Here is a 22,721-nt window from a genome sequence, read left to right as displayed (position 1 = left end):
CTGACAAGCGAAGCGCGTCCCCGGCCGATACCGGCGACGCGCCTCGCTATGCGATCCACCGCTTAGCGGAAGGCGATGTCGGTCTTGGTCAGCTTCGCCTGAGCGTTGGGAATGGTGAAGGACACCGGAACGCCGCGCGAATAGCCGGTGATATGGTCGCCGCGAACCTGGAGCTGGAACGTGCCGCCTGAGGCAGCGCGACCGCTGATGACGACATATTTGCCCTTGTTCACGGTGGTGTAGGTGTAGGTGTCACCATCGCGCGTGAAGGTGCGCTGCGCGGCATCGTTGGCAAAGGCAGGCGAAGCGGCGGCGAGCAGAGCCGTGGCGGCGAAGAGAGTCTTGAACATGATCGTTCCTTTCCTGGGGAGTTAAGGCCGATCGCGCATCCCCTCCCGGTGGATGTCCTGCTGTCGCGTGAATTTATATTGCAGTGCAGCAAAGTGCCCAAGCGCAAACGACGCGCGTGCAGTTGCAACAAACGAACGCCACGGCCGTTTCGGGCACAATTCTGCGACATATGCGGCCCATAGATTACGGGCCGATTCGCAAGGACGACGTTGATGACCAAGGCGAGTATTGCCCTAAACCGCTTCGGCCTGGGCGCGCGGGGTGACCAACCGGTGCCTGCTGACCCGCTTGGCTGGCTGACGGGCCAATTTGCGAAATATGATCCCGTACCGGATGTGATTGCCAGCGCGCCGACCAGCGCGGGGGTCTCCGCCGAACTGGCCGACTATTTTCGACAGCAACGCGCGCTGCGGGCGCAACAGGCGACCAAGCTCGGCGGCCCGGCCGCTCCGCCGCCCGCCGCCGCCATCGCGATGGCGGGTGCAGCCTCGGCCGGTCTCCAGATGGGGACCCAGCCGGTGCAGCCGCGAACTCTGTCGCAAGGGGCCGTCCCGTCACCGGGCAAGGACGATGCGATGCGCCAGGCGCGGCAATTTGCGCAGCGGACTGGCCGGGGCGACTATGCCGGGGCAGTGGGCGCGCGCGCGACCAATGCCCTGGTTACGGAAACGCCGTTTGTCGAACGGCTGGTGCATTTCTGGGCGAATCATTTCGCGGTCTCGGCCGATAAGCTCGAAGTGATCGGTCTATCGGGAACCTTGGAATTCGAGGCGATCCGGCCGCATGTGCTGGGCACCTTCCGGGATATGCTGATCGCGGTGGAGCAGCATCCGGCGATGTTGCTGTATCTCGATCAGGCGGTATCGGTCGGCCCGACATCGCCGCTTGGGTTGAAGATCGCCGCTCGTGGCAACCGCAAGGTTGGCCTGAACGAAAATCTCGCACGCGAAATTCTCGAACTGCACACACTCGGCGTGCGCACTGGCTATACGCAGGCCGACGTCACCGAATTCGCACGCGCGATGACCGGTTGGACGGTCGCCGGGATCGGGCGCGGGCCTGGGTCTGCGGCCGCCGGAACGGACGGGCTGCCCGGTGATTTCGTCTTTGTCGCCCCGCTGCACGAGCCGGGCGATCGCATGATCATGGGCAAGCGCTATCCGGCTGGCGGGGTGGAGCAGGCGCGGGCTGTGCTGTCCGACGTGGCCGTCGCCCCGGCGACCGCCACCCACATCGCGACCAAGCTCGCGCGGCACTTTGCGGGCGATACACCGCCACCCGCGATGGTCGAGCGTTTGCAAGCGGCTTTCCTCACCTCCGGGGGGGATTTGCCAACGCTATACCGCGCGCTGATCGCTTCGCCCGAGGCTTGGGTCGAACAACCGGTAAAGTTCAAGACGCCGTGGGAGTGGACGATCTCGTCCATGCGCGCGTTGAATGTGAAGACGGCGGACCCGCAAGCGGTGGTCGGGCTGCTCAATCAACTTGGGCAACCGACGTGGAAGCCGGGCCAGCCGATCGGCTTTGACGATATTGCGGGAAGCTGGGCTGGACCCGATGCCGTGTTGCGCAGGGTCGAAGCCGCCGAGCGCTTCGCCGCGCGGGCGGGCAATATCGATGCCCGCGCGCTGGCACCGAAAGTGTTGCCGGGCTCCGTCAGTGCAGCCACGCAAACCGCGCTCGCGAATTGCGAAAGTCCGGCACAGGCGGTGGCGTTGCTGCTCGTCGCCCCCGAATTCATGCGGAGATAAGAGCATGTACGATCGTCGTTCGTTTATCGGCGCTAGTGTCGCAAGCGCTTTGACGCTCGCCTTGTCGCCGCGCATGGCGTTTGCCAAGGCCGAGACCGACAAGCGTTTTGTCTTCATCATCCAGCGCGGTGCTGCCGATGGCCTTGGGATCGTTGCCCCGGTCGGCGATCCAGCCTTCGTCGGCGCACGCGGCGATCTCGCGGCGGATTTCGCGACGGCTGCCAAGCTCGATTCGATGTTTGCGCTGCATCCAGAATTGTCTGTGCTCGGGGGGCTTTATACCAAGAAGCAGGCGCTGTTCGCGCACGCGGTCGCCTCGCCCTATCGGGACCGGTCGCATTTCGACGGGCAGAACGTTCTCGAGAGCGGCGGGACCAGCGCCTACCAAGTCAAGGATGGCTGGCTTAACCGACTGCTCGGCGTGCTGCCGCCGACCGAGGCCAAGGCGATTGCGGTGTCGGCGACGGTGCCGCTGGCGCTGCGCGGACGCCATGACGTGTCCTCATATGCGCCATCCGGCCTGCCACAGGCCTCGGACGACCTGATGCAGCGCGTGACGATGCTGTATCAGGGCGACAGCCAGCTCCACGCTTTGTGGAGCGAAGCGATGAACACGCGGCAATTGACCAGCGATCTCGCAGGTGGCGGCGGGGCCAATGCCGCGGCGACGGGGGCGCTGGCCGCGCGCTTGCTCGCCCCCGCCGACGGCGCGCGCATCGCGATGATCGAAACTGGGGGGTGGGATACCCATACCCAGCAGCGCCAGCGCCTGGCGGGGCAGCTCAAGGGCCTCGACGCGATGATTGCCGCCCTGCAAACCGGGCTGGGGCCGCTGTGGAACGACACGATGGTGCTGGTGGCGACCGAATTCGGCCGGACGGTGGCGATCAACGGCACTGGCGGCACCGATCACGGGACGGGCACCGCAGCAATGCTGATCGGCGGCGGGGTGCGCGGTGGCCGGGTGCTGGCGGATTGGCCGGGGCTGCGTCCCGCAGCCCTGTTCGAAGCGCGCGACTTGAAGCCGACGATGCAGCTCGACGCGTTTATCGGCGGCGCAGTCGCGGGGCATTTCGGGGTCGACCCGGCGCGGACGATGGCCGCGCTGTTCCCGGAAACCAAGCGGGTCGCGGCGGTGCGCGGGCTGGTGTGATTTTCGCGCGCGCTTGATCTCGCGCAAGGCGCGTCGGCTGCTGCCGGGCGAAAGCCGCACAATGACCATTCCGCAGCCTTATGATATCCTCATTGTCGGTGCCGGCCCTGCCGGGCTTGCGCTCGTGCGTGCGCTGGCCGGTTCGCGCCTGCGGATCGGCATCCTTGATCAGGCTCCGGTCGCGACGCTGTCCGCTCCGCCGTGCGACGGCCGGGAGATTGCGTTGACCCAGCGGTCGGTGGCGACGTTGCAGCGGCTCGGTGCATGGCAGCGCCTGGATCCGGCGCAAATCTCCCCGCTATGCGAGGCGCGGGTGCTCAACGGCGGGCGCTCCTTTGCTTTGTCCTTTGCGGGACCGAATGTCGGCGACCGGCTCGGCTCGCTCGTGTCCAACCATCATATCCGGCGCGCGCTTTATGACGCGATCGAAGGGCAGGACGGCCTGACCTTGCTGGCGGGTGCGTCGATCCGCAGCGTCCGGACCGACATGAATTGCGCGTCGGTGACGCTGGACGACGGGCGCACGCTGTCGGCGCAGTTGGTGGTCGGCGCGGATTCGCGATTTTCGTTCGTGCGGCGGCAATTGGAAATTGGCGCGCAGATCAATCCGCTCGGTCGATCGATGCTGGTCGCGCGTGTCGCCCACGCAGCGGTGCATCGCGGCGTCGCCACCGAATGGTTCGGGCATGGCCAGACGATCGCCATGCTGCCGCTTTCCGACGGTCGCTTGTCGTCGGCGGTGCTGACCCTGCCTTCGCCTGAGATCGATGCGCTGGCGGCGCTGGATCGTCCCGCGCTGAGTGCGGAATTGACGCGGCGTTTCCGGGCGCGGCTGGGGCCGATGCAGGTGCTTGACGGGCCGCATGTCTATCCGTTGACGACAACCTATGCGCACCGCTTCGTCACCCGACGTGCCGCCTTGGTCGGGGATGCGGCGGTCGGCATGCATCCGGTCACCGCGCATGGCTTCAATCTCGGGTTGCAGGGTGCTGCGAAACTCGCCGAGTTGATCGCGCAGGCCGCGCAGGGCGGACATGACATCGCCGGAAACGTGCTGCTGCGGCGCTATGAGGCGGCCCATCGGCTGGCGAGCGCACCGCTCTATGCCTCTACCAACCTGTTGGTACGCCTCTATACGGACGATCGGCCGATCGCCCGGATGGCGCGTCCGCTTGTGCTGCGTGCGGCCGCACGGTTGCCGATGGTGCGGACGGCGATCACGCGGCGGCTGATGCAGCAGTGATACCCCAATGCCGACCGGAGACGTTAAGATGACCGCCACTGCCGAAACGACCGCCCCCTCGTTGTTCGCGCGGATTGGCGGGACCGAGGGCGTGCGCGCGGTCGTCGAGCGCTTCTACGATCTGATGCAGGACGATCCGCGCTACGCCGCCTTGCGGGCGATGCATGCAGAGGATCTGTTCCCGGTACGCGTGTCGCTGACCCAGTTTCTCTCCGCCTGGCTTGGCGGGCCGCGCGACTGGTTCGAGGCGCGGCCGGGCACCTGCATCATGTCGATGCACCGCGCGATGGGAATCACCGCCGAAACCGCGGCGCAATGGGTGGAGGCGATGAGCCGGGCGATGGCGGAGGCCCGCGTCGAAAAAGCGCTCGGCACCCAGATGCAGCAAGCCTTCCTGCGTATGGCAGGCGCGATGATGCAGGTGTAGCGCGGGCACTCCGCTTATTCCTCGAAGCCGATCTTGCGCGCCCGCTCTGCAACCTTCGGATTGATGTTGAGCGCGGCCGCGCGATCTGCCGCTGCCTGGGCGGCGTTGCCCATCCGCTTATGGGTCACCCCGCGCATGTAGAGCGACCAGGCGGTGCGTGGTGCGAGCGCCAGGGCTGCGTCATAATCCGCCAAGGCCTGACCCAGCTCGCCACGCCGCAGCCGCACCAGCGCGCGACTGTCGAGAAAGGTCGAGCGCTTCGGATCGGCCTTGATCGCCGCATTGCAGTCGGACAGCGCCTTGTCGAGCTCGCGGTTGAGCAGTCCGCGGGCCCAGCAGCGGCCGTTGAAGGCGCTGCTGCGGGCGCTGTCTTCCGGATGGCTCTTTAGCCACAGATCGTAATTGCGCAGCGCGTCCTCAGGACGATCGAGATCGTTAGACAGACTGGCCACGGTGAGCCGTTTCTCCGACGATGGTGGAAGCGCAGCATCGGCGGCCTGGACATCGTCGGCGGCACCCGCGCGGTTGCCGCGCCGTATCCGCAGCGAAGCGCGTGTCAGACGGGCGTCTGCCATCGCCGGGTCGAGCGCGATCGTTTGGTCGAGATCGGCCATCCCCGGGTCGAAGTGCTGGCTCGCAAGATGCGCCAGCGCGCGCTGGTAAAAATACCGGGGCTCGGTCGGTGCCAATGCGCAGGCCTTGTCGAAATCCGCCAGCGCCTCGGGCAAATGTCGATTGGACGCGTAGACCGCACCGCGTCGACTATATCCTTCGGCGGTGGTCGGTTCGGCGGCCTTGTTGGTCAAGTCGAGGGCGGTGCCATCGGCGGAAAAGACGGTCTTGGGCGAGAGCCCGAAAACGGGGCCACCCTCATAGGTGATGAAGAGCTGACGCAGCGCGTTGGAAACGAACATGCGGTGGGTAAGGAAGAAGTCGACACCGATCAGCATGTCGGCATTGCCAAGCTCCAGTTGACCGATCCGGATTTGGGGATGACGGATCGCTTCGCCGCCAATATCGATCGTGTCGAACGTCGCCCGCCAGGTCGGAACGCGGTGTTGGCCGAGGCCGTGACTGGGCCCCACCGACACCACGCCGGGCGTTTCGGGGGTAATGCCGAGACGTTTCGCCATCGCGAGCGACAACATCGAACTTTGCGCACCGCTGTCGAACATCGCGCGCACTTTCACCCCATTGAGCAAAACGGTGCCGACCGTATGCGGCTTGAATCTGGTGTCTTGCCCTGCTTCCAGCGACACGATCGTTACCGGCTTGGTACCTGCCCAATAAGCGAGATTGCTGGCGCGGCATCCCTGCGTCTTGATCAGGCGGACCACGCCATGCGGCAAATCGTATTCGACATCGGCGAGGCCAAGAATGTTCTGCCCGATCAAGCCTGCCGTGCCGGTGTCGCTGCCGCCGACGACGAAGTCGATTTTTGGGATCGCGACGCCGGCAAGCGAAAAGTCCTTGGTGACGGCGACGCCGACCGAGGCATCCCCGCCAATGCCCTTGAGACGGAACCACGGGGGGGCGGGGGTGACGCGCAGACCGAACTCCGCCGCGCTGGCTGCGGAAATGGTGCTGTAGAAGGCTCCGCTGTCGAGAATGAAGCGCGCTTCTTTGCTACCGAACTTGGCCGCCAGTTGCGGCTCTGCCCCCGTCATGGTGACGGGGAATTCGACGATTTTGCTGGCCTGGCACTCCGCCATGGCGGGAACCGGCACCAACAACGCCAGCACCGGCGGGAGCAATCGGAACACTCGCATGGCAGGCCTCGGGGCAGAACTCGGGGGCGCTTATCATCGCGGAAATTGGAAGAAAAACACAACACCATTCCAAGACGAAAGCCAGCATAACGCCATGTGCTGCCTTGGGAAATCGAAATCACGAGGGTTGCCTTGCGCCGCGCGAATGCAGAGCGCCCGCCAGCCATGTTTTGCCCAGTGGGGCGAACTCGGCTAAGGGCCGCGCTCGCTTACATGACCGGACCTGCCATGACCCTGTACACCCGTTTCGCCGCGCATATCGATGCGGTGCTCGATGCCCTTGAAGCCAGCGGTGATCTGCCGAGCGGGCTCAGCCGCGCCAACGTGACGGTAGAGCCGCCGCGCGATGTTTCGCATGGCGATCTTGCGACCAACGCCGCGATGGTGCTGGCCAAGCCCGCCGCCACCAATCCGCGCGCGCTGGCCGAGAAGATCGCCGCGAAACTGGAGGGGCTCGACGAAGTGGCGAGCGTCGCCGTGGCGGGCCCTGGCTTCATCAACATGACGCTGACCGACGATACGTGGCGCGCCGAATTGTCCGCGATCCGCGATGCGGGCGACGATTACGGGCGTTCCTCGCGCGGTGCTGGCATCACGGTGAACGTCGAATATGTCTCGGCCAACCCAACCGGGCCAATGCATATGGGGCATTGCCGTGGCGCGGTGGTGGGCGATGCGCTGGCCAATCTGCTCGAATTTTCCGGGCACAAGGTAATCCGCGAATATTATGTCAACGATGCCGGTGGGCAGGTCGATGTGCTCGCGCGCTCGGTCCATATGCGGTATCTGGAGGCACTGGGCGAGACGATCGAGATCCCCGAGGGCCTGTATCCGGGCGATTATTTGATTCCGGTGGGGCAAGCGCTGGCTGCCGAATTTGGCGATGCGTATGTCGGCAAGCCCGAGGGCGAATGGCTGGTGCTGTTCCGCACGCGCGCCGTCGCGGCGATGCTGGAACTGATAAAGGCCGATCTGGCGCTGCTCGGCATCCATCACGACCTATTTTCGTCCGAGGCGGAATTGCAGGCCGAGGGCAAGCCCGAGGCGGCCGAGCACGATTTGCGCGCGCGTGGGTTGATCTATGACGGCCTGCTCGAAGCGCCCAAGGGCCAGGAATTGGAAGATTGGGAGCCGGTCGTGCTGCCGCTGTTCCGCTCGACGCAATTTGGCGACGATCAGGACCGGCCGATCAAGAAGTCGAATGGGCAATGGACCTATTTCGGTGCCGATCTCGCTTATCATTATCAAAAGGCGCAGACCGCCGACGCGCTGATCGACATTTGGGGTGCCGACCATGCCGGTACGGTCAAGCGCATCGTCGCGGCCGTGCAGGCGCTGACCGGGGGCAAGACCCGCTTCGACGTCAAGCTCGTCCAGATGGTGCGACTGATGCGGAATGGCGAGCCGATCAAAATGTCGAAGCGCGCGGGCAATTTCGTCACGCTGGCCGATGTCGTGCGCGAAGTCGGCAAGGATGTCGTCCGCTTCACCATGCTGACGCGCAAGGCCGATGCGCAGATGGACTTCGATTTCGCCAAGGTAGTCGAGGCGTCGAAGGACAATCCGGTGTTCTACGTCAATTATGCGCACGCCCGTGTCGCGTCGCTGCACCGGCGGGCGGCGGAAGCAGGGATCGTGTGCGATTCGGTCGATCTGTCCCAACTTGATACGGAAGACCTGGCGCTGGTGAAGTTCGCCGCCCAGTTCCCGCGCATCGTCGACACCGCAGCGGCGGCGCGCGAACCGCACCGGATTGCCTTCTATCTCTATGACTTGGCGGCATCGCTTCACGCTTTGTGGAATGTCGGAAACGACCGGCCCGACCGCCGTTTCCTGTTGCCGGACAATCCCGCCATGACATGTGCACGGCTTTTCTTGGCCGACGCGATCGGGCAGATTATCCGCAATGGGTTGGGGATCATGGGGGTCCAGGCGGTCCAGGAGATGAACTGATGGCGACCGGCGAATTCGATGTCCGCGATGAGGATCGGCTCCCGTGGCTGGAGACGGTTGAAGACGCTTATGACGATGGTCCGTCGATCGGACGGATCATCGTGCTGGTCGTGATCGCGCTGGCGATCGTTGCGGCGGCCATCCTGGGCTACCAATATTACAAGAAGCACCAGAGCGTGGACGGCAATGGCGCGCTGATCACCGCCCAGGCGGGCGACTATAAGGTCAAGCCGGACGATCCCGGTGGTTTGAAGGTCGAAGGCGAGGGCGATACCGCGATCGCCACCAGCAATGGTGCCGGGACCGCGAATGCGTCGATCGACATGAAGGCGCTGCCGGAGAAGCCGGTCGAGGGCAAGAAGGTCGCGCCGACCCCGGTTGCTACCGGATCGGACAAGGCCGTGACGGCGATTCCAGGTGCCAAGGGCGCGCCATCGGGCGGCGCGCTAGTCCAGCTCGGCTCCTTCCCGGACGAAGCCGAGGCAAATTCGGCCTGGACCAAGATCTCCAAGACCTACGGCTATCTCGCGCCGCTTGGGAAATCGGTGCAGGCGGCACAGGTGAACGGCAAGACGGTGTACCGCTTGCGCGTGAATGCGGGCAGCGCGGGGCAGGCCAGCAGCCTGTGCGGCAAGCTGGCTGCGGCGGGACAGGCGTGCTTCGTACCGCACGATTGAGGCGCGCCGTTCGGCTTTTTGGTCGGTCGTCGGCGGTATAGACTACTCAGGCTGGCGTCGGGCTTGTAGGCAGCGGGTATGAAGCCCGTCATCTTCGGCCTTTCCGGCCTTGCCCTGACCCCCGCCGAGCGCGCCTTCTTCGCGAGTGCTAACCCCGCCGGGTATATTCTGTTCAAACGCAATATCGAGAGTCGCGCGCAAGTGCGGGCGCTGACCGATAGTCTGCGCGACCTGTCGGGGCGCGACGACGTACCGATCCTGATCGATCAGGAGGGCGGCCGCGTCGCACGGATGGGGCCGCCCGAATGGCCGAGCTTCCCGGCGGGCCCCGCGTTCGATGCGCTGTACGACATTGCGCCCATCTCCGCGATCGAGGCGGCAAGCGCCAATGCCGAGGCGATCGCTTTGATGCTGGCTGAAGTTGGCATCAACGTCGATTGCCTGCCGCTGCTCGACGTGGTGCAGCCCGACACGACCGAGGCGATCACGATCCGTGCGCTTGGGTCGGAACCGATGCGCGTTGCCGCTTTGGGCCGGGCGATCCTGCAGGGGTTGCAGCGTGGCGGCGTGGTCGGGGTGGTCAAGCATATGCCCGGGCATGGCCGCGCGAAGCTCGATACGCATTACCATCTGCCGACCGTCACCGCCTCCGATGCCGAATTGGAGGTCGATCTGGAGCCGTTCGCACGGCTCAACGACGCGCCGATGGGGATGACCTCGCATATCGTGTTCGAAGCCTGGGACGCCGCCCACCCGGCGACGCTTTCCCCGGTGGTGGTCGAGCAGATCATCCGGCAGCGGATCGGTTTTGACGGACTGTTGATGACCGATGACATCGATATGAAGGCGCTATCGGGCACGGCGGCCGACAAAGCGGCGGGGGCGATTGCCGCCGGGTGTGATCTGGTGCTCGATTGTTGGGGGCGGATGGACGAAATGGAGGCGATCGTCGACCGGCTGGACGAGATGTCGCCAGTGTCGAGCGCGCGGCTCGATCGCGCGATGGCGACGGTGGCGGGTGTGCGTGCCGAGGGCGATGTGGCAGCGTTGATCGCCAAACGCGACGCCCTCTTAGCGCTCACTTAAAATCCTCCCCGGCATGGGGAGGATTTGCTAGGCTTCGTTTGTGACCGACGAACCAGAAACGCTCACGCTGGATTTGGAGGGGTGGGAAGGCCCGCTCGACCTGCTGCTGGCGCTTGCGCGCAATCAGAAGGTGGATCTGAAGGCGATTTCGATCCTGGCGCTGGTCGACCAATATCTGCGCTTCGTCGAGGAGGCGCGCGCGATCAAGTTGGAGCTCGCCGCCGACTATCTGGTGATGGCGGCGTGGCTTGCCTATCTGAAATCGGGCCTGCTGCTGCCACGCGACCCCGAAATCGAGCCGTCGCCCGAGGAACTGGCGCTGCGGTTGCACCTGCGGCTCGAGCGCCTGAGCGCAATGCGCGAGGCCGGCGCTCGGCTGGTGGCGCGCGATCGGGTCGGGCGCGACGTGTTTTTGCGGGGCGCGCCGGAGGGCTTGCGGACGCAGCGCAAGGCGCTGTGGCAGGCCGAAATCTACGATCTGATCGCGGCGTATGGCGTCATCAGCGCGCGCACACGCCCGGTGCTGCATGTCGTGGCGCATCGCGCGGTGATGACGTTGGAGACGGCGCTGGAGCGGGTGTCGGCGCTGGTCGGCACGCAAATCGATTGGGCGACGATCGAAAGCTTTCTACCCGAGCAAGCGAATGGTGCCTTTCGCAAATCGGCGCTCGCCTCCAGCTTTCTCGCCGCGCTGGAACTGGCCAAGCAGGGCAGGATTGAACTGCGCCAGCAATCGCCCTTTGCGCCGCTCTACATCCGGGCCTTGGCATGAGCGCGCCCGATCCGCTGGTCCGCGCGGTGGAGGCGGTGCTGTTCGCAGCGACCGAGCCGATGACCGTCGATGCGATCCGTACGCATCTGGAGGGTGTGGAGGTGCGCGCCGCGCTCCGCACCCTTCAAGCTGATTATGCCGGGCGCGGCATCGAACTGGTGCAGCGCGGCGACCGCTGGCATTTCCAGACCGCCGCCGACATGGCGCATTTGCTGCGCCGCACGCATGAGGAACCGCGCAAGCTCAGCCGCGCGGGGATCGAGACGCTGGCGATCATCGCCTATCACGAGCCGACGACTCGCGCCGAGATCGAGGCCATTCGCGGGGTCGCGATTTCCAAGGGTACGCTGGACGTGTTGATGGAGGCGGGCTGGATTCGGCCCGCCGGGCGGCGCGAGGTGCCGGGGCGACCGTTGCTGTACGCAACCACACCGGGCTTCCTGGCGCATTTCGGTCTCGCCAGCAGGCGCGACTTGCCTGGGATCGACGATTTGCGCGCGGCGGGCCTGCTCGATCCGGTCGATCTCGCCTTCGAACGGGTCGATACCATGGGAGAGGTGGAAGTTTCCGACGAGGAGGACTAGATAGGAGGGAATTCAGGAGATCGATCATGGGTGGTTTGAGTTTTGTACACTGGCTGATCTTCGGCGGGATCGCGATCCTCGTCCTGGGTGGTGGCCGGTTCTCGAACATGATGGGCGACGTCGCCAAGGGCATCAAGTCGTTCAAGAAGGGTATGGCTGAAGACGACGAGCCTGTGCGCGAACCAAGCCGGATCGAAGCCAAGAAGGCGGCGGAACCGGTGTTCGACCGCGATGGCAATCGCATTCGCGAAACCGAAATCTGATTTAGCGCTCCGCTGCCATGTTCGATGTCGCATCCTCCGAGGTGATCCTGCTCGGGGTCGTGGCCTTGCTCGTCATCCCGCCCAAGGATTTGCCCAAGGCGATGCGGATTGCCGGGCAATGGGTCGGGCGTGTGCGCGGCGTCGCCAATCAGTTTCGCTCAGGCTTCGACAACATGGTGCGCGAGGCCGAGTTGCAGGAAATGGAAAAGAAATGGGCGGCCGAAAACGCGCGGATCATGCGCGAGCACCCGCCCGAGCCCGTCCAGATGCTACCGATGGCCGATACGCCCGCCGCCCTGCCGCACGACGCCCATGACGGAGATGCGCCGCCGGTGATGGTAGCGCCGCCAAATGTGCATGGTGCCCCGCCGGTCGCATTGCCGGGCGATGCCGAGCCCAAGGCGCATCCGTGAACGCTCCGATCGATGACCTCGAAGCGAGCCGGGCGCCGCTGCTCGATCATTTGATCGAGCTGCGCCGTCGGCTGTTCTTCTGCATCGTATCGGTGCTGGTCGCGTTGATCGGCACCTATATCTACTCGCGCGAAATATTCACGGTGCTGGTGCATCCGCTGCTCGCGGCCGGGCAGAAACGGATCGTGACGATCGGCGTGTTCGACGGCTTTTTTGTGCAGTTGAAGGTGGCATTGTTCGCCGCGATCATGATCTCGTTCCCGGTCATTGCGAACCAACTGTGGGGTTTTGTCGCGCCGGGGCTCTACCGCAAGGAAAAGCGTGCGCTCCTGCCGTTTCTGTTCGCCACGCCGGTGCTGTTTATCCTTGGTGCGTCGATGGCGTATTTTGTTGCCATCCCCTCGGCGCTGCATTTTTTCTTGAGCTTCCAGGGCAATCTGGGTGGCGTCGAGCAGGAGGCGCTGACCTCGGTTGCGTCCTATCTCGATTTCGTGATGCAGTTTCTGTTTGCCTTCGGGCTGGCTTTCCTGTTGCCGATCCTGCTGATGCTGGTCGAGCGCGCCGGGCTGGTGACGCGCAAGCAATTGGTCAGTGGGCGGCGCTACGCGATCGTCGGCTGCTTCGCGGTGGCGCTGGTGTTGGCCCCGCCCGATGCCGGTTCGATGATCATCCTCGCGATCCCGCTGGTCGCACTGTACGAGCTCGCGCTGATCGCGATCTGGTTTACCGAGCGGCGGCGCGGCAAAGAGGCGGCGACGGAATTGGTCGAAAGCTGACAAGCAAAAGGCCGCCCCGCATCATCGAGACGGCCTTCGATCGGTCGGTAAAGGCTTATTTGGCGCTGTCGGCCGTTTTGGCGACGGTGTCGCCTGCCGATTTCACATCCTTGCCGACGCCTTCGACGGTGTTGCACGCGCCCAGCAGCAACGCGGTAGCGGCGATAGCGATCGTGGTGATCTTGCGCATGATACTCTCCTGAAGACTGTCCGGGATAGCCCGGATGCCTCGCTCCCAATGTTTGGCGATACGCTTGGTTCCGCCTCGTCGAGATAACGCGCGCGGTCAGGCGCAACGGATGAAAAAGCTTGGGCCTGGACGCGCTACCGGGGGGGGAGGGGAAGCGCGGCCAGGCCCGTGTCTTGGATAGCGAGAGCGGGGGGGCATAAAGTCGCTATCCGAACCTGAAAACGGGCCTCGCGCGCTTCGGTTCCGAAAAAATTTGACCTCGGCGTTTTTTATGGCGCGAAATTCAATCGCGCCCGGTTACTGCAACGGCGATCTCATAAGCGCCGACCAGTGGATCGTAGTGAAGCTTCGACCGCAATTGGCGCGCGAGCCCTTCGATCACCCGGCCGTAACGTTCGGCGACCAATGCCCGCATTCTGTCATCGTCGACCAGAGCTGGAGAGTTGACCCTCAATATGGCGCGATCGTCGGTGGGGGCGGCACCGATGGAAATGCGAACTTGTGCCGTCGGGCTGACCGTCATCGCCAATTCGACGATCTCGGTCAGCAGGAAAGCGATCGCAATCGCGACATCCTGATTCGCCAGATAGGGCGCAATGTCGAGCGTAACGCCGATCGGCGAATCGTCCGGCGCGGTCGCGCGGATATTGGAGGCGAGTTCGCCAATGACCGAGCGTAGCGAAAGTCCGCGATTTTCCTCAAGCTCGGCAAAATGGTTGCGGTGGACCACGGCGAGCGCATCTACTCGACGCTGGATCGATGCGTAAGCCTGCGTTGCCTCTGCGCTCCGTGCTGCCCGGGCGTGGAAGTTTATCAGGCTGGAAATGACCTGAAGATTGTTTTTGACGCGATGATGGACTTCGCGGGTCAGCTTTGTCTGGCGCACCAGCCCTTCGGCCAGCCCGGCTTCATGTTCGGCAACCGTCCGGCTGATCGCCCGAAAGGTTTCCCCCAATTCACGAATTTCCTGTGCCGGGAGCGCGTGCATTGCGCCCGGATCGATTTCTTCGCCTGGCACAAAATTGGCTACGCGGGAACGCAACTGTCGCAGCGACCGGATCAGCAGGCGATCGACCACAAACCAGCCAATGCCGGCTGCGGCCGCCCACATGATGATGGGCAGGATGAGCGAGACCAGAACGGGTGAAGTGATCGGGGCGCTGCGCATGCGCGTGGTAAGCGCGATTTCTCCAAGCCCAATCCCCATGCTCAGGCCCGCGCGGCGTTCCAGGGGGGCTTGTCGTGGCAGGTCGGAGAGTATGAGCGCATCGGTTCCGAGCACCAGACGCGCTTCATAAGGCATGGCATAGCCGCTCGGGGCGGCGGTTGCCGCGAGAACATCGACGGGAAAAAAGGCGGCGGCGCGGGTTCGTCCCGACGCGCTCGTTGTGGCAAGCGTCAGCCCCCGACCCGGGTATATCCGTGCCGCGATGGTCTTTTCGGCACCGGCTGCGGTAGGCCAGGGTGCCACCGGCAGTTGCTCGCCGCAGATCAGGCGACTGCGGGCATCCATAATCATGAAACGCGTGCCCGCAGCGATTTGCGGCGCGAATACGCCCTGCGCCCGGGCGCAACTCGGAGCGTCTCCCGGATCTGCCTCCAATGCGTTGAGGGACACACGCAGCGCGGTCATATCCCCGACCAACTCGATGGCGAGCTTGCGGGCGCTTTCGGTTGTCGTGACGCGCAGCTGGGCCTGCGTTGCCTCATCGGCGAGTTCCGCCGTGCGCAATGTTGCAAAGAAGGCGATGATCGCCAGTGGCAGAAGCGCGGCGCTGAGAATCAGAAAAATTTTCGCACCTGTCGGGATGCGATCGACCAGACCGCTTCCCGGACGCGCGGGGGCGGGGTCCCCGGCGATATCCGTCATCGGGAAATCAGTCCAATTTTCCTAAAAGATCCAGCATTTCGGGCGGAATCGCTTCCTCCACCGTGCGCTGATAGACGGTGCGCAAGGCCGCGCCCATATCGCGGTCCTTGCTTTGAACCTTCGCGCCGGTATCGGCCGCGCGTGCCGCACCCGGCTTCTTTGAAGATTCGTCGCCCGAACGCAATGCCGTCCCCCTGAAAACCCGGACATGCCGGATAGTGTTAAAATGCGGCCGTAACAATCCGGCTTGAACCATATGATACGGTGAACCCGTAAAAACAGATTGCATCGCTCCGAGTTCCCCCATGAAACCAAATTGCGCGTCGTTGGTTCCATGCCCAATGCGAATTAACTCCGATGCCATCGGAGCAACAAAACGCGTTGCATATGCGGGGGGCCGCTTCCACAAGGCCCTTCGAGATTATCTCAGGGAGACTCCGACAGTCATGTCGCTAGGACAGCAACTTGCCCCCCATCTTCCGTTCCTGCGCCGCTACGCGCGTGCCCTGACGGGCAGCCAATCGCACGGCGATCGTTATGTGCGCGCCACGCTTGAGGCGATCGTCGCCGCACCCGAAGAGTTCCCGCGTGAGGTTGACCCGCGGCTGGGCCTGTATCGGATGTTCCACGCCATCTGGAACTCGACCAATTACGACGAGAGCCCGGAAAATATGAGCGCGGCGGACGGTGACGGTCAGGAAGCGATCGCGCGGGCACGCCTCGCCCGGATGACCCCGCTATCGCGCCAGGCCCTGTTGCTCACCGCGATGGAGGGCTTCACGCCCGAGGATGCAGCCTATCTGATCGATGTCGACACCAGCGAGGTTGAAGCGCTGGTCGCCGAGGCGCTGAGCGAGATCGAAAAGCAGACGCGCGCGCGGGTGCTGATCATCGAAGATGAGCCGATCATTGCGATGGATATCGAAACGATCGTTCGCGATCTCGGCCATGAAGTGACCGGTGTCGCAGTCACGCGCGACGAGGCCGTTGCACTGGCGATGGAGGACCGTCCCGGCTTGGTGCTGGCCGACATCCAGTTGGCCGACGACAGTTCCGGCATCGACGCGGTCAAGGATATCCTTGCCGAATTCGAAGTGCCGGTCATCTTCATCACGGCTTTCCCGGAACGGTTGTTGACGGGCGAGCGCCCCGAGCCGACCTTCCTGATCACCAAGCCCTTCCAGCGCTCGACCGTGAAAGCGGCGATTGCGCAAGCTCTGTTCTTCGACCAGGCAACCGTTCCCGCCGCTTAAGGGAACCGATTCGTGCCCCCGTGGGTTGGGTTCCATACGATACGGAGCCACAACGACACGGGGGCGCTTATGGCGGACGACGAGAAAATCGAACTGAGCGGCCAAGATGCACGTGCCGGGGCGACTCCGCACGTTACGCGTTACGTCCTCGCGATCTCGTTGACGCTGGTTGTGGTGGTGTTTGCTGCGCTGCTGTTTCTCTACCGCTGAATTTTTCGATGCCGCAGGCGTGATGGACTTCGGCGTCCGTCGGGCCCATCTGTGTTCCGCTACGCGAGACTATATTTCATGACCGACGCGATTGACCAGGAAGAAGACGAGGCAGCGCCCGAGGTCGTCGAGCACGTTTCGCTTTCCGACGCCGAGTTCAAAACTCAGTTGGCGCAGGTCATACCTCATCTGCGTGCTTTCGGGCGCTCGCTTTCCGGCAATCGCGATCTGGCAGATGATCTCGTCCAGGAAACGTTGATGAAGGCGTGGGCGGCGCGGTTGCGCTTTCAGGCCGGCACTAACATGCGGGCGTGGACCTTCATCATCCTGCGCAATCTCTATCTCAGCCAGATGCGCCGCGCGCGCTTCAAAGGCGAGTGGGACGATTTGGTGGCGGATCGTATCCTTGCCGCGCCGGCGAGCCAGGATAAGCATGTCGAGTTGGGCGATATGCAGCGTGCATTGCTGCATTTGCCGCAGCCACAGCGGGAAGCGCTGATTCTGGTTGGTGCGGGTGGCTTTGCCTATGAGGAGGCCGCCGAGATTTGCGGGGTCGCCGTCGGGACGATCAAGAGCCGCGTCGCGCGAGGCCGGGTCGCGCTGGAAGCCGTCATGAACGACAATACGCTGGCATCGCGCCGCACACACTCCAATGAGCCCGGCATGTCCGCCCTGGACACCATTATGGGCGAAGTCGACGATCTCAGCCGCGATCGCGGCTGAGATCGTTATCTCGCGATTTGCCTGGTAATCGGCACACGATCCAGCGCCTGTAGCAAGTCCGCAAAGGAGTCGTCTGCATCAGGCGTGGTGTATGCGGTGTGGAGGGTTACCCTCAGCGCGTCGGAGCGCGATGGTGCTGCAACGACGTAAAGCATATCGCTCGAGTTCCGCGTATAAGGGGCATCGCACATTGACATATGTCAATAACGGACGAAGACGCCTTTTGTTGCTCGCCCATTGTGCCATATCGGCCTGAAATCATCGCGATACGGGAAAGACATGCTTTTCGACCCGCGTATCATCGATGCTGTTGCCCGCGCGCGACAATGGTCGTCGTTTTTGAGCATGCTGTTGCAGCGCGAGCCGGAGATGGCGGCGATGCTGGAAAATGGCGTCCTGCCCGAGCTTCATAGCCTGGCGCGCGATCTCGCCGACATGCCGACGCCACGACGCCTACGGCTCGAGCGGCGGCGGCTCGCGCTGCGCGTGGCGATCGGCGATCTCGCCGGATGCGACGATTTGACGGCGGTGACACACGCCCTGTCCGATTTTGCCGATCGAGCGCTCGATTCCGCGATTGTCACCGCGATTGCGGAGCGCACGCCGGACGCCCCCCTGCAGGGCTTCACCGCGATCGCATTGGGCAAGCAGGGCAGCCGGGAACTGAATTATTCGTCCGACATCGATCCGATCCTGCTGTTTGACCCGGCAACGCTGCCGTGCCGGCCCCGCGAAGCGCCGGAAGAAGCGGCCGTTCGGATCGGCAAGCGGGTGGTCGAGATCCTTCAGGCGCGGGACGGCGATGGCTATGTCCTGCGCGTCGATTTGCGCCTGCGCCCGTCGCCGGAGGTGACGCCGATCGCTTTGTCGGTCGATGCGGCGCTTTCCTATTACGAATCGTTGGCACTGCCGTGGGAGCGCGCGGCCTTTATCCGGGCGCGGGCGGCAGCAGGTGACATCGCACTGGGGACCCGTTTTCTCGAAGCGGTTAAGCCGTTCGTATGGCGGCGTGCGCTCGATTTCGGCGCGATCGGCGAAATCCGCGGCATTTCGCGCCGAATCCGCGATCATCATGCGCGCGGGCAAGCGTTCGGCCCGGGCTTTGACCTCAAGCGCGGACGCGGCGGTATTCGCGAGGTCGAATTCTTCGCGCAAATTCATCAATTGATCCACGGCGGGCGCGATCCGGCGCTGCGCGTTCCGGCAACGCGGGATGCATTGGGGGCGCTGGCGGCGGCGGGCTGGGTGGATGCTGCGGAAGCGGCGGCGCTGGTGCGCGCCTACACGCTGTTTCGCACGATCGAACATCGCGTGCAAATGATCGACGATCGCCAGACGCACCATTTGCCGACGGGCGCAGCGCTCGATGGCGTCGCGAAGTTGCACGGACTCGAGGACGCGAACGCCCTTCTGGACCTGTTGCGGCCGCATGTTCTGGCGACTGCGGCAAGCTATGATGCGCTGGATCCCGAAGACGGCGACGCTTTGTCTTTCGACCGGGACCACCTTTTGGCGCAGCTCAGCCAGGCCGGTTTCGGTGATGGCGATGTGGCAACGCAACGCATTGAGCAGTGGCGGAGCGGCACCTATCCCGCTTTGCGCAGCCCTGCGGCGCGGTCGGCGCTCGAGGCGGTTTTGCCCGGCCTGGTTGCCGCGCTGGGCAAGGCCCCCGACCCGCAAGGCGCGATCGTTCGGCTGGACCGGATGCTGGCGCGGCTGTCGAGCGCGGTCAATTTCTTCCGGTTGCTGGAGGCACGGCCTGCACTGGCGCGGTTGCTGGGGTTGATTCTCAGCCACGCCGAGACGCTGGCCGAAGAATTGGCGCGACGGCCGGAACTGTTCGACGGACTGATCGACGCAACCGCACTCGATCCGGTGGCCGATACGGCGACGCTCGCCTGCGAAATGGCGGCGGGGGCGGATTATCAGGCACGGCTCGATCATGTGCGGCGCGTCGTCGGCGAAAAGCGCTTCGCCCTGGGCACGCAAATCGTGTCGGGTGCGTCGGATCCGCTCGCGGTTTCGGCGGGCTATGCCCGTGTGGCGGAGGCGGCGATCGGGGTGCTGGCCGAGGCGACGATCACCGAGTTTTCGGGCAGCCATGGCACTGTGCCCGGCAGCGAGCTGATCATTCTGGCGCTTGGGCGGATGGGCGGGGGGGCGCTGACCCATGCCTCTGACCTTGATCTCATCTATCTCTTCACCGGCGATCATCTCGCCGAATCCGACGGACCCAAGCCGCTCGGTGCGGTGCTCTATTACAACCGTCTTGCGCAGCGCATCAGCGCCGCGCTTTCGGTGCCGACCGCCTTGGGGCCGCTCTACGAGATTGATACCCGCTTGCGGCCATCGGGCACGCAGGGTCCGCTCAGCGTCTCGTTGGAAGGTTTTGCACGCTATCAGCGCGAAAGCGCGTGGACGTGGGAGCATATGGCGCTGGCGCGGGCGCGGCCGGTGTTCGGATCGCCCGCCGCGCGCGCCGCCGTCGACACGGTGATCGGGGACGTGCTGCGCGGCGATCGTCCCGTGCGCAACGTTGTGGCCGACGCGATCGCGATGCGCGCCGAAATGGCGGCGCATAAACCGCCGCTCGGACCGCTCGATGCAAAGCTGCTGCCCGGCGGCTTGGTCGACCTCGAATTCGCGGTCCATATGATGCAACTTGAGACCGGCCTTGGCCTCGATCCCAATTTGCGCGTCGCGATCGCGGCGTTGATCGCCGCAGGACGGGCCCCGTCTGAGATGCTCGCGGCGCATGATTTCCTGACGCGGCTGCTCGTCACGCTGCGGCTGGTTGCGCCCGACGCCCAGCCGCCGCGCCCGGCGACGCAGGGCCTGGTCGCGCGCGCGCTGGGACTGGCGGACTGGGTCGAGGTTCTTGCATCGCTCGAAACGACCCGGCAGGAGGTTGCCATCTGGCTGGCGGATGTGGAAGGTGTGGAGCCGTGACGATCATCGAAGAAGGCGGGGCGCTTCCTGCGATTGACCTTGCCACCCCGACCGGAGAGCGCCTCAACCTGCGCGACTATGTCGGAAAGATTTTCGTCCTGTATTTTTACCCCAAGGACGACACATCCGGCTGCACGCGCGAAGCGCAGGATTTCAGCAGCCATTATGCAGAATTTCAGGCGCTGGGGGCGGCCGTTCTCGGCGTTTCGCGGGATACGCCGGCCAAGCACCAGAAGTTCATCGACAAATACGATCTGACGGTGCCGCTCGCCACCGACGATAGCGATGCGGCGATGCAGGCGTTCGGCGTGTGGGTCGAGAAGAAGCTGTATGGCAAGACCTATATGGGCATCGATCGCTCGACCTTCCTGTTCGATGCGGCGGGCATTCTGGTGCGCGATTGGCGCAAGGTGAAGGTGCCTGGGCATGTCGTCGATGTGCTCGAGGCGGTTCGCGCGCTCGGGTGACCGATTCGATTCGCGGGCTTTACGGATAGCCTTAACGATTTGCCCAACGACTCGGCGCAACGATCAGCCGCTTCAACGTGACCTGTCGCGGAAGGCCTTGCCCGAGTGTCACAAACTCCGTCACACACTGGCCGTCCGGATGCAGGGGGGCTGTATGCGGGCGATAGAGGGGCGGGCGCTGGCGTTTTCCGGCATTCGCATAAAAATAGGTCGCCGGGGTCACATGAACTCAATTTCGATTGCGTCTGGCGTGCGGCTGGTGTCGCGCCTCAAGGCCTATTTCAAGACCCGCGACTTTATCTTTCATGATGGGCGCGACCTGAAGCGCTTCAGCCTCGGCGCGCGTGCGCAGGCCACGATGGCGGGGGTTGCCGGCGTTACGCTGTGCTTCTCGGCCTATGGCGTGGCGCAAGCCGCCGTTGGTGCGGTCGCGATGACGGGCATCGTCGGTGCACCGCTGTCGCCCGAAGCCAAGGTCGCCCAGATGCAGGTCCGCGTCCGCAAGATGCAGGCCGACGTCGCCTCGATCAAGGCCGCAGCGCAGGCGCATGCCAAGCGCGTCGAACAGCGCCAGGCGCTGCTGGTTGCGGTCGTTTCCGGCAAGGGTGATGTCGCCGCGCTGTCGCAGCCAACGCCGACGATCGATCCCAAGGCCGACGCGTTGGCCGCTGATGTCGTCGCACCGCTCAAGAAGGTCGAGCAGCAGCAAGTTGCGGTCGCTGCGCGCGCGCAGCGTGTTGCCGAACAGCGTTTTGTCCGCGCCGTCGCGCATGTCCGCAGCCTTGGTCTGGCACCGGAACGCCTGATGCCGCGCCAGCCCGCCATGGGCGGCCCGTTCGAAGCGGCGGATAGCGCGGCGGCAGAGGCCGATTTGCGCGCCGACACCCAGTTTCGCTCGCTGTTCATGACGTGGAAGAAGCTGGATACGCTGGAGCATGGCGTCATCGCGATCCCGTCGGCGCAGCCGGTCGAGCATCTGGCGTTCACCAGCAATTACGGCATCCGTTCCGATCCGTTCCGCGGGACCGCGGCAATGCATGCCGGTGTCGATATCCCCGGGCCGGTCGGTACGCCGGTCTACGCGACTGCCGATGGTATGGTCGATCGCGCTGAGCGTTCGGGCGGCTATGGCAATTTGGTCGAGCTCGACCACGGCAAGGGGATCCAGACCCGCTACGGCCATCTGTCCAAGATCCTGGTCGAGGCAGGCACGCGCGTGCATCGTGGGCAGTTGATCGCGTTGATGGGCTCGACCGGGCGTTCGACCGGGCCGCATCTGCATTATGAAGTGCGGATCGATGGCCATGCGGTGAACCCGGTGCCGTTCCTGCAGACCGCCGATTATCTGCTGGCGGCGCAGGATCGCTCGATCCACACGATCCCGGTGGCGGTGGGCGGCCCGGCTGCGGCGGACTGATTGGGCAAAACGTTGGGCGGCGCGCGGTTGCCGATCCCGGCACGAGCGCCTATCTCTTGCGCATGGATGCTATCCTCGCCCCCGACATCATCTTGACCCCATCCGCTGCCGCACGCGTTGCGACGATTGCGGCGAAACAGGGCAAGCCCGCTATCTTGCGTCTGTCGGTTGATGGCGGCGGTTGCTCGGGCTTCCAATATAAATTCGGTTTTGCCGAATCGGTCGACGCCGATGATGCGATCGCCGAGCAGGACGGCGTGCGGCTGGTGGTCGATTCGATCAGCCTCGATCTCGTGCGCGGGTCGGCGGTGGACTATGTCGAGGAACTCGGCGGTGCCGCTTTCAAGGTGACCAACCCCAATGCCGCGTCGGGTTGCGGTTGCGGTTCCAGCTTCTCGGTGTAACGTCCGCCCCGGACAAAGGG

At 64.3% G+C, this 22,721-nt stretch carries 24 protein-coding genes; 19 read left to right on the top strand and 5 right to left on the bottom strand.

What is annotated here, in order from left to right:
• Window positions 1–62 precede the first annotated feature (62 nt).
• Entirely contained in the window at window positions 63–350 is a 288-nt protein-coding gene (locus tag ACP7BY_RS03315; RefSeq protein WP_033967042.1) for a hypothetical protein, read from the bottom strand.
• Between the two features lie 213 nt (window positions 351–563).
• On the opposite strand from ACP7BY_RS03315, the gene ACP7BY_RS03310 reads away from it, so the two are divergent.
• The 4 genes from ACP7BY_RS03310 (at window position 564) to ACP7BY_RS03295 (ending at window position 4,925) form a co-directional block, all read left to right on the top strand.
• A complete protein-coding gene (locus ACP7BY_RS03310; RefSeq protein WP_137903096.1) occupies window positions 564–2,102 on the top strand; it encodes a DUF1800 domain-containing protein in 1,539 nt (512 codons plus the stop codon).
• Between the two features lie 4 nt (window positions 2,103–2,106).
• Window positions 2,107–3,255: a DUF1501 domain-containing protein gene (locus tag ACP7BY_RS03305; RefSeq protein ID WP_137903097.1), complete on the top strand. Its 1,149-nt coding sequence runs from the start codon at window positions 2,107–2,109 to the stop codon at window positions 3,253–3,255.
• Between the two features lie 61 nt (window positions 3,256–3,316).
• Entirely contained in the window at window positions 3,317–4,498 is a 1,182-nt protein-coding gene (gene ubiM, locus ACP7BY_RS03300) for a 5-demethoxyubiquinol-8 5-hydroxylase UbiM (protein ID WP_033965059.1), read from the top strand.
• A gap of 28 nt (window positions 4,499–4,526) precedes the next feature.
• Complete coding sequence (locus ACP7BY_RS03295) at window positions 4,527–4,925, top strand: group II truncated hemoglobin (protein ID WP_033965061.1); 399 nt, start codon at window positions 4,527–4,529, stop codon at window positions 4,923–4,925.
• 14 nt (window positions 4,926–4,939) lie between these two features.
• On the opposite strand, the gene ACP7BY_RS03290 is transcribed toward ACP7BY_RS03295, so the two are convergent.
• Window positions 4,940–6,694: an aspartyl protease family protein gene (locus ACP7BY_RS03290; RefSeq protein ID WP_137903098.1), complete on the bottom strand. Its 1,755-nt coding sequence runs from the start codon at window positions 6,692–6,694 to the stop codon at window positions 4,940–4,942.
• Window positions 6,695–6,922: 228 nt separating this feature from the next.
• On the opposite strand from ACP7BY_RS03290, the gene argS reads away from it, so the two are divergent.
• From argS to tatC, 8 genes are all read left to right on the top strand, one after another.
• Complete coding sequence (gene argS, locus ACP7BY_RS03285) at window positions 6,923–8,647, top strand: arginine--tRNA ligase (protein ID WP_033965028.1); 1,725 nt, start codon at window positions 6,923–6,925, stop codon at window positions 8,645–8,647.
• A complete protein-coding gene (locus tag ACP7BY_RS03280; protein WP_033965030.1) occupies window positions 8,647–9,324 on the top strand; it encodes an SPOR domain-containing protein in 678 nt (225 codons plus the stop codon). The genes argS and ACP7BY_RS03280 overlap by 1 nt, the downstream gene beginning before the upstream one ends.
• Window positions 9,325–9,402: 78 nt before the next feature.
• A complete protein-coding gene (locus ACP7BY_RS03275) occupies window positions 9,403–10,410 on the top strand; it encodes a glycoside hydrolase family 3 N-terminal domain-containing protein (RefSeq protein ID WP_033965032.1) in 1,008 nt (335 codons plus the stop codon).
• Window positions 10,411–10,450: 40 nt separating this feature from the next.
• The gene (locus tag ACP7BY_RS03270; RefSeq protein ID WP_033965033.1) at window positions 10,451–11,182 is read left to right on the top strand and encodes a segregation and condensation protein A; all 732 of its coding nucleotides are present in this window, start codon (window positions 10,451–10,453) and stop codon (window positions 11,180–11,182) included.
• Window positions 11,179–11,766, top strand: coding sequence for an SMC-Scp complex subunit ScpB (gene scpB / locus ACP7BY_RS03265; RefSeq protein ID WP_033965035.1), 588 nt, complete (start codon window positions 11,179–11,181; stop codon window positions 11,764–11,766). Before ACP7BY_RS03270 ends, scpB begins: the two co-directional genes overlap by 4 nt.
• A gap of 26 nt (window positions 11,767–11,792) precedes the next feature.
• Window positions 11,793–12,029 (top strand): twin-arginine translocase TatA/TatE family subunit, encoded by a 237-nt coding sequence (locus tag ACP7BY_RS03260; protein WP_033965037.1) that lies wholly within the window; start codon window positions 11,793–11,795, stop codon window positions 12,027–12,029.
• A gap of 17 nt (window positions 12,030–12,046) precedes the next feature.
• On the top strand, window positions 12,047–12,442 hold the full coding sequence (gene tatB, locus ACP7BY_RS03255; protein WP_033965038.1) for a Sec-independent protein translocase protein TatB: 396 nt from the start codon (window positions 12,047–12,049) through the stop codon (window positions 12,440–12,442).
• Entirely contained in the window at window positions 12,439–13,218 is a 780-nt protein-coding gene (gene tatC, locus ACP7BY_RS03250) for a twin-arginine translocase subunit TatC (RefSeq protein WP_137903099.1), read from the top strand. The genes tatB and tatC overlap by 4 nt, the downstream gene beginning before the upstream one ends.
• Before the next feature lie 55 nt (window positions 13,219–13,273).
• Here tatC and ACP7BY_RS03245 read toward each other — a convergent pair whose 3' ends face one another.
• From ACP7BY_RS03245 to ACP7BY_RS03235, 3 genes are all read right to left on the bottom strand, one after another.
• A complete protein-coding gene (locus tag ACP7BY_RS03245; RefSeq protein ID WP_010403958.1) occupies window positions 13,274–13,408 on the bottom strand; it encodes an entericidin A/B family lipoprotein in 135 nt (44 codons plus the stop codon).
• A 283-nt stretch (window positions 13,409–13,691) separates the two neighbouring features.
• Window positions 13,692–15,278 carry a sensor histidine kinase gene (locus ACP7BY_RS03240; protein ID WP_126846939.1) on the bottom strand — a complete coding sequence of 529 codons (1,587 nt, stop codon included), beginning with the start codon at window positions 15,276–15,278 and terminating at the stop codon, window positions 13,692–13,694.
• A 7-nt stretch (window positions 15,279–15,285) separates the two neighbouring features.
• On the bottom strand, window positions 15,286–15,642 hold the full coding sequence (locus tag ACP7BY_RS03235; RefSeq protein WP_137903100.1) for a hypothetical protein: 357 nt from the start codon (window positions 15,640–15,642) through the stop codon (window positions 15,286–15,288).
• 82 nt (window positions 15,643–15,724) lie between these two features.
• Between ACP7BY_RS03235 and ACP7BY_RS03230 the strand changes: the two genes are divergently transcribed.
• From ACP7BY_RS03230 to erpA, 7 genes are all read left to right on the top strand, one after another.
• Entirely contained in the window at window positions 15,725–16,531 is an 807-nt protein-coding gene (locus tag ACP7BY_RS03230; RefSeq protein WP_126846943.1) for a response regulator, read from the top strand.
• Window positions 16,532–16,600: 69 nt separating this feature from the next.
• On the top strand, window positions 16,601–16,741 hold the full coding sequence (locus ACP7BY_RS03225; RefSeq protein WP_033965040.1) for a hypothetical protein: 141 nt from the start codon (window positions 16,601–16,603) through the stop codon (window positions 16,739–16,741).
• Between the two features lie 78 nt (window positions 16,742–16,819).
• Window positions 16,820–17,464: a sigma-70 family RNA polymerase sigma factor gene (locus tag ACP7BY_RS03220; protein ID WP_126846945.1), complete on the top strand. Its 645-nt coding sequence runs from the start codon at window positions 16,820–16,822 to the stop codon at window positions 17,462–17,464.
• Between the two features lie 279 nt (window positions 17,465–17,743).
• Window positions 17,744–20,413: a glutamine-synthetase adenylyltransferase gene (locus tag ACP7BY_RS03215; protein ID WP_137903101.1), complete on the top strand. Its 2,670-nt coding sequence runs from the start codon at window positions 17,744–17,746 to the stop codon at window positions 20,411–20,413.
• On the top strand, window positions 20,410–20,880 hold the full coding sequence (locus ACP7BY_RS03210; protein WP_033965043.1) for a peroxiredoxin: 471 nt from the start codon (window positions 20,410–20,412) through the stop codon (window positions 20,878–20,880). Before ACP7BY_RS03215 ends, ACP7BY_RS03210 begins: the two co-directional genes overlap by 4 nt.
• A gap of 223 nt (window positions 20,881–21,103) precedes the next feature.
• On the top strand, window positions 21,104–22,297 hold the full coding sequence (locus ACP7BY_RS03205) for a M23 family metallopeptidase (RefSeq protein WP_010403942.1): 1,194 nt from the start codon (window positions 21,104–21,106) through the stop codon (window positions 22,295–22,297).
• A gap of 62 nt (window positions 22,298–22,359) precedes the next feature.
• Window positions 22,360–22,701 (top strand): iron-sulfur cluster insertion protein ErpA, encoded by a 342-nt coding sequence (erpA, locus tag ACP7BY_RS03200; protein WP_010403941.1) that lies wholly within the window; start codon window positions 22,360–22,362, stop codon window positions 22,699–22,701.
• Window positions 22,702–22,721 lie beyond the last annotated feature (20 nt).

It is taken from the genome of Sphingomonas sp. PSPC2-2, from assembly GCF_049897725.1.
Classification (GTDB): domain Bacteria; phylum Pseudomonadota; class Alphaproteobacteria; order Sphingomonadales; family Sphingomonadaceae; genus Sphingomonas.
This window is presented reverse-complemented; position numbering and strand designations above follow the sequence as displayed.

Bases quoted from the DNA above. Each gene is read 5' to 3' on its own strand.
- ACP7BY_RS03275 (WP_033965032.1), top strand. From the start codon at position 9,403: ATGAAGCCCGTCATCTTCGGCCTTTCCGGCCTTGCCCTGACCCCCGCC.
- ACP7BY_RS03315 (WP_033967042.1), bottom strand. From the start codon at position 350: ATGTTCAAGACTCTCTTCGCCGCCACGGCTCTGCTCGCCGCCGCTTCG.
- ACP7BY_RS03205 (WP_010403942.1), top strand. From the start codon at position 21,104: ATGAACTCAATTTCGATTGCGTCTGGCGTGCGGCTGGTGTCGCGCCTC.
- ACP7BY_RS03235 (WP_137903100.1), bottom strand. From the start codon at position 15,642: ATGGCATCGGAGTTAATTCGCATTGGGCATGGAACCAACGACGCGCAA.
- ubiM (WP_033965059.1), top strand. From the start codon at position 3,317: ATGACCATTCCGCAGCCTTATGATATCCTCATTGTCGGTGCCGGCCCT.
- ACP7BY_RS03240 (WP_126846939.1), bottom strand. From the start codon at position 15,278: ATGACGGATATCGCCGGGGACCCCGCCCCCGCGCGTCCGGGAAGCGGT.
- ACP7BY_RS03230 (WP_126846943.1), top strand. From the start codon at position 15,725: ATGTCGCTAGGACAGCAACTTGCCCCCCATCTTCCGTTCCTGCGCCGC.
- ACP7BY_RS03290 (WP_137903098.1), bottom strand. From the start codon at position 6,694: ATGCGAGTGTTCCGATTGCTCCCGCCGGTGCTGGCGTTGTTGGTGCCG.
- ACP7BY_RS03305 (WP_137903097.1), top strand. From the start codon at position 2,107: ATGTACGATCGTCGTTCGTTTATCGGCGCTAGTGTCGCAAGCGCTTTG.
- ACP7BY_RS03260 (WP_033965037.1), top strand. From the start codon at position 11,793: ATGGGTGGTTTGAGTTTTGTACACTGGCTGATCTTCGGCGGGATCGCG.
- ACP7BY_RS03280 (WP_033965030.1), top strand. From the start codon at position 8,647: ATGGCGACCGGCGAATTCGATGTCCGCGATGAGGATCGGCTCCCGTGG.
- ACP7BY_RS03225 (WP_033965040.1), top strand. From the start codon at position 16,601: ATGGCGGACGACGAGAAAATCGAACTGAGCGGCCAAGATGCACGTGCC.
- ACP7BY_RS03215 (WP_137903101.1), top strand. From the start codon at position 17,744: ATGCTTTTCGACCCGCGTATCATCGATGCTGTTGCCCGCGCGCGACAA.
- ACP7BY_RS03310 (WP_137903096.1), top strand. From the start codon at position 564: ATGACCAAGGCGAGTATTGCCCTAAACCGCTTCGGCCTGGGCGCGCGG.
- ACP7BY_RS03295 (WP_033965061.1), top strand. From the start codon at position 4,527: ATGACCGCCACTGCCGAAACGACCGCCCCCTCGTTGTTCGCGCGGATT.
- erpA (WP_010403941.1), top strand. From the start codon at position 22,360: ATGGATGCTATCCTCGCCCCCGACATCATCTTGACCCCATCCGCTGCC.
- ACP7BY_RS03220 (WP_126846945.1), top strand. From the start codon at position 16,820: ATGACCGACGCGATTGACCAGGAAGAAGACGAGGCAGCGCCCGAGGTC.
- argS (WP_033965028.1), top strand. From the start codon at position 6,923: ATGACCCTGTACACCCGTTTCGCCGCGCATATCGATGCGGTGCTCGAT.
- ACP7BY_RS03245 (WP_010403958.1), bottom strand. From the start codon at position 13,408: ATGCGCAAGATCACCACGATCGCTATCGCCGCTACCGCGTTGCTGCTG.
- tatB (WP_033965038.1), top strand. From the start codon at position 12,047: ATGTTCGATGTCGCATCCTCCGAGGTGATCCTGCTCGGGGTCGTGGCC.
- scpB (WP_033965035.1), top strand. From the start codon at position 11,179: ATGAGCGCGCCCGATCCGCTGGTCCGCGCGGTGGAGGCGGTGCTGTTC.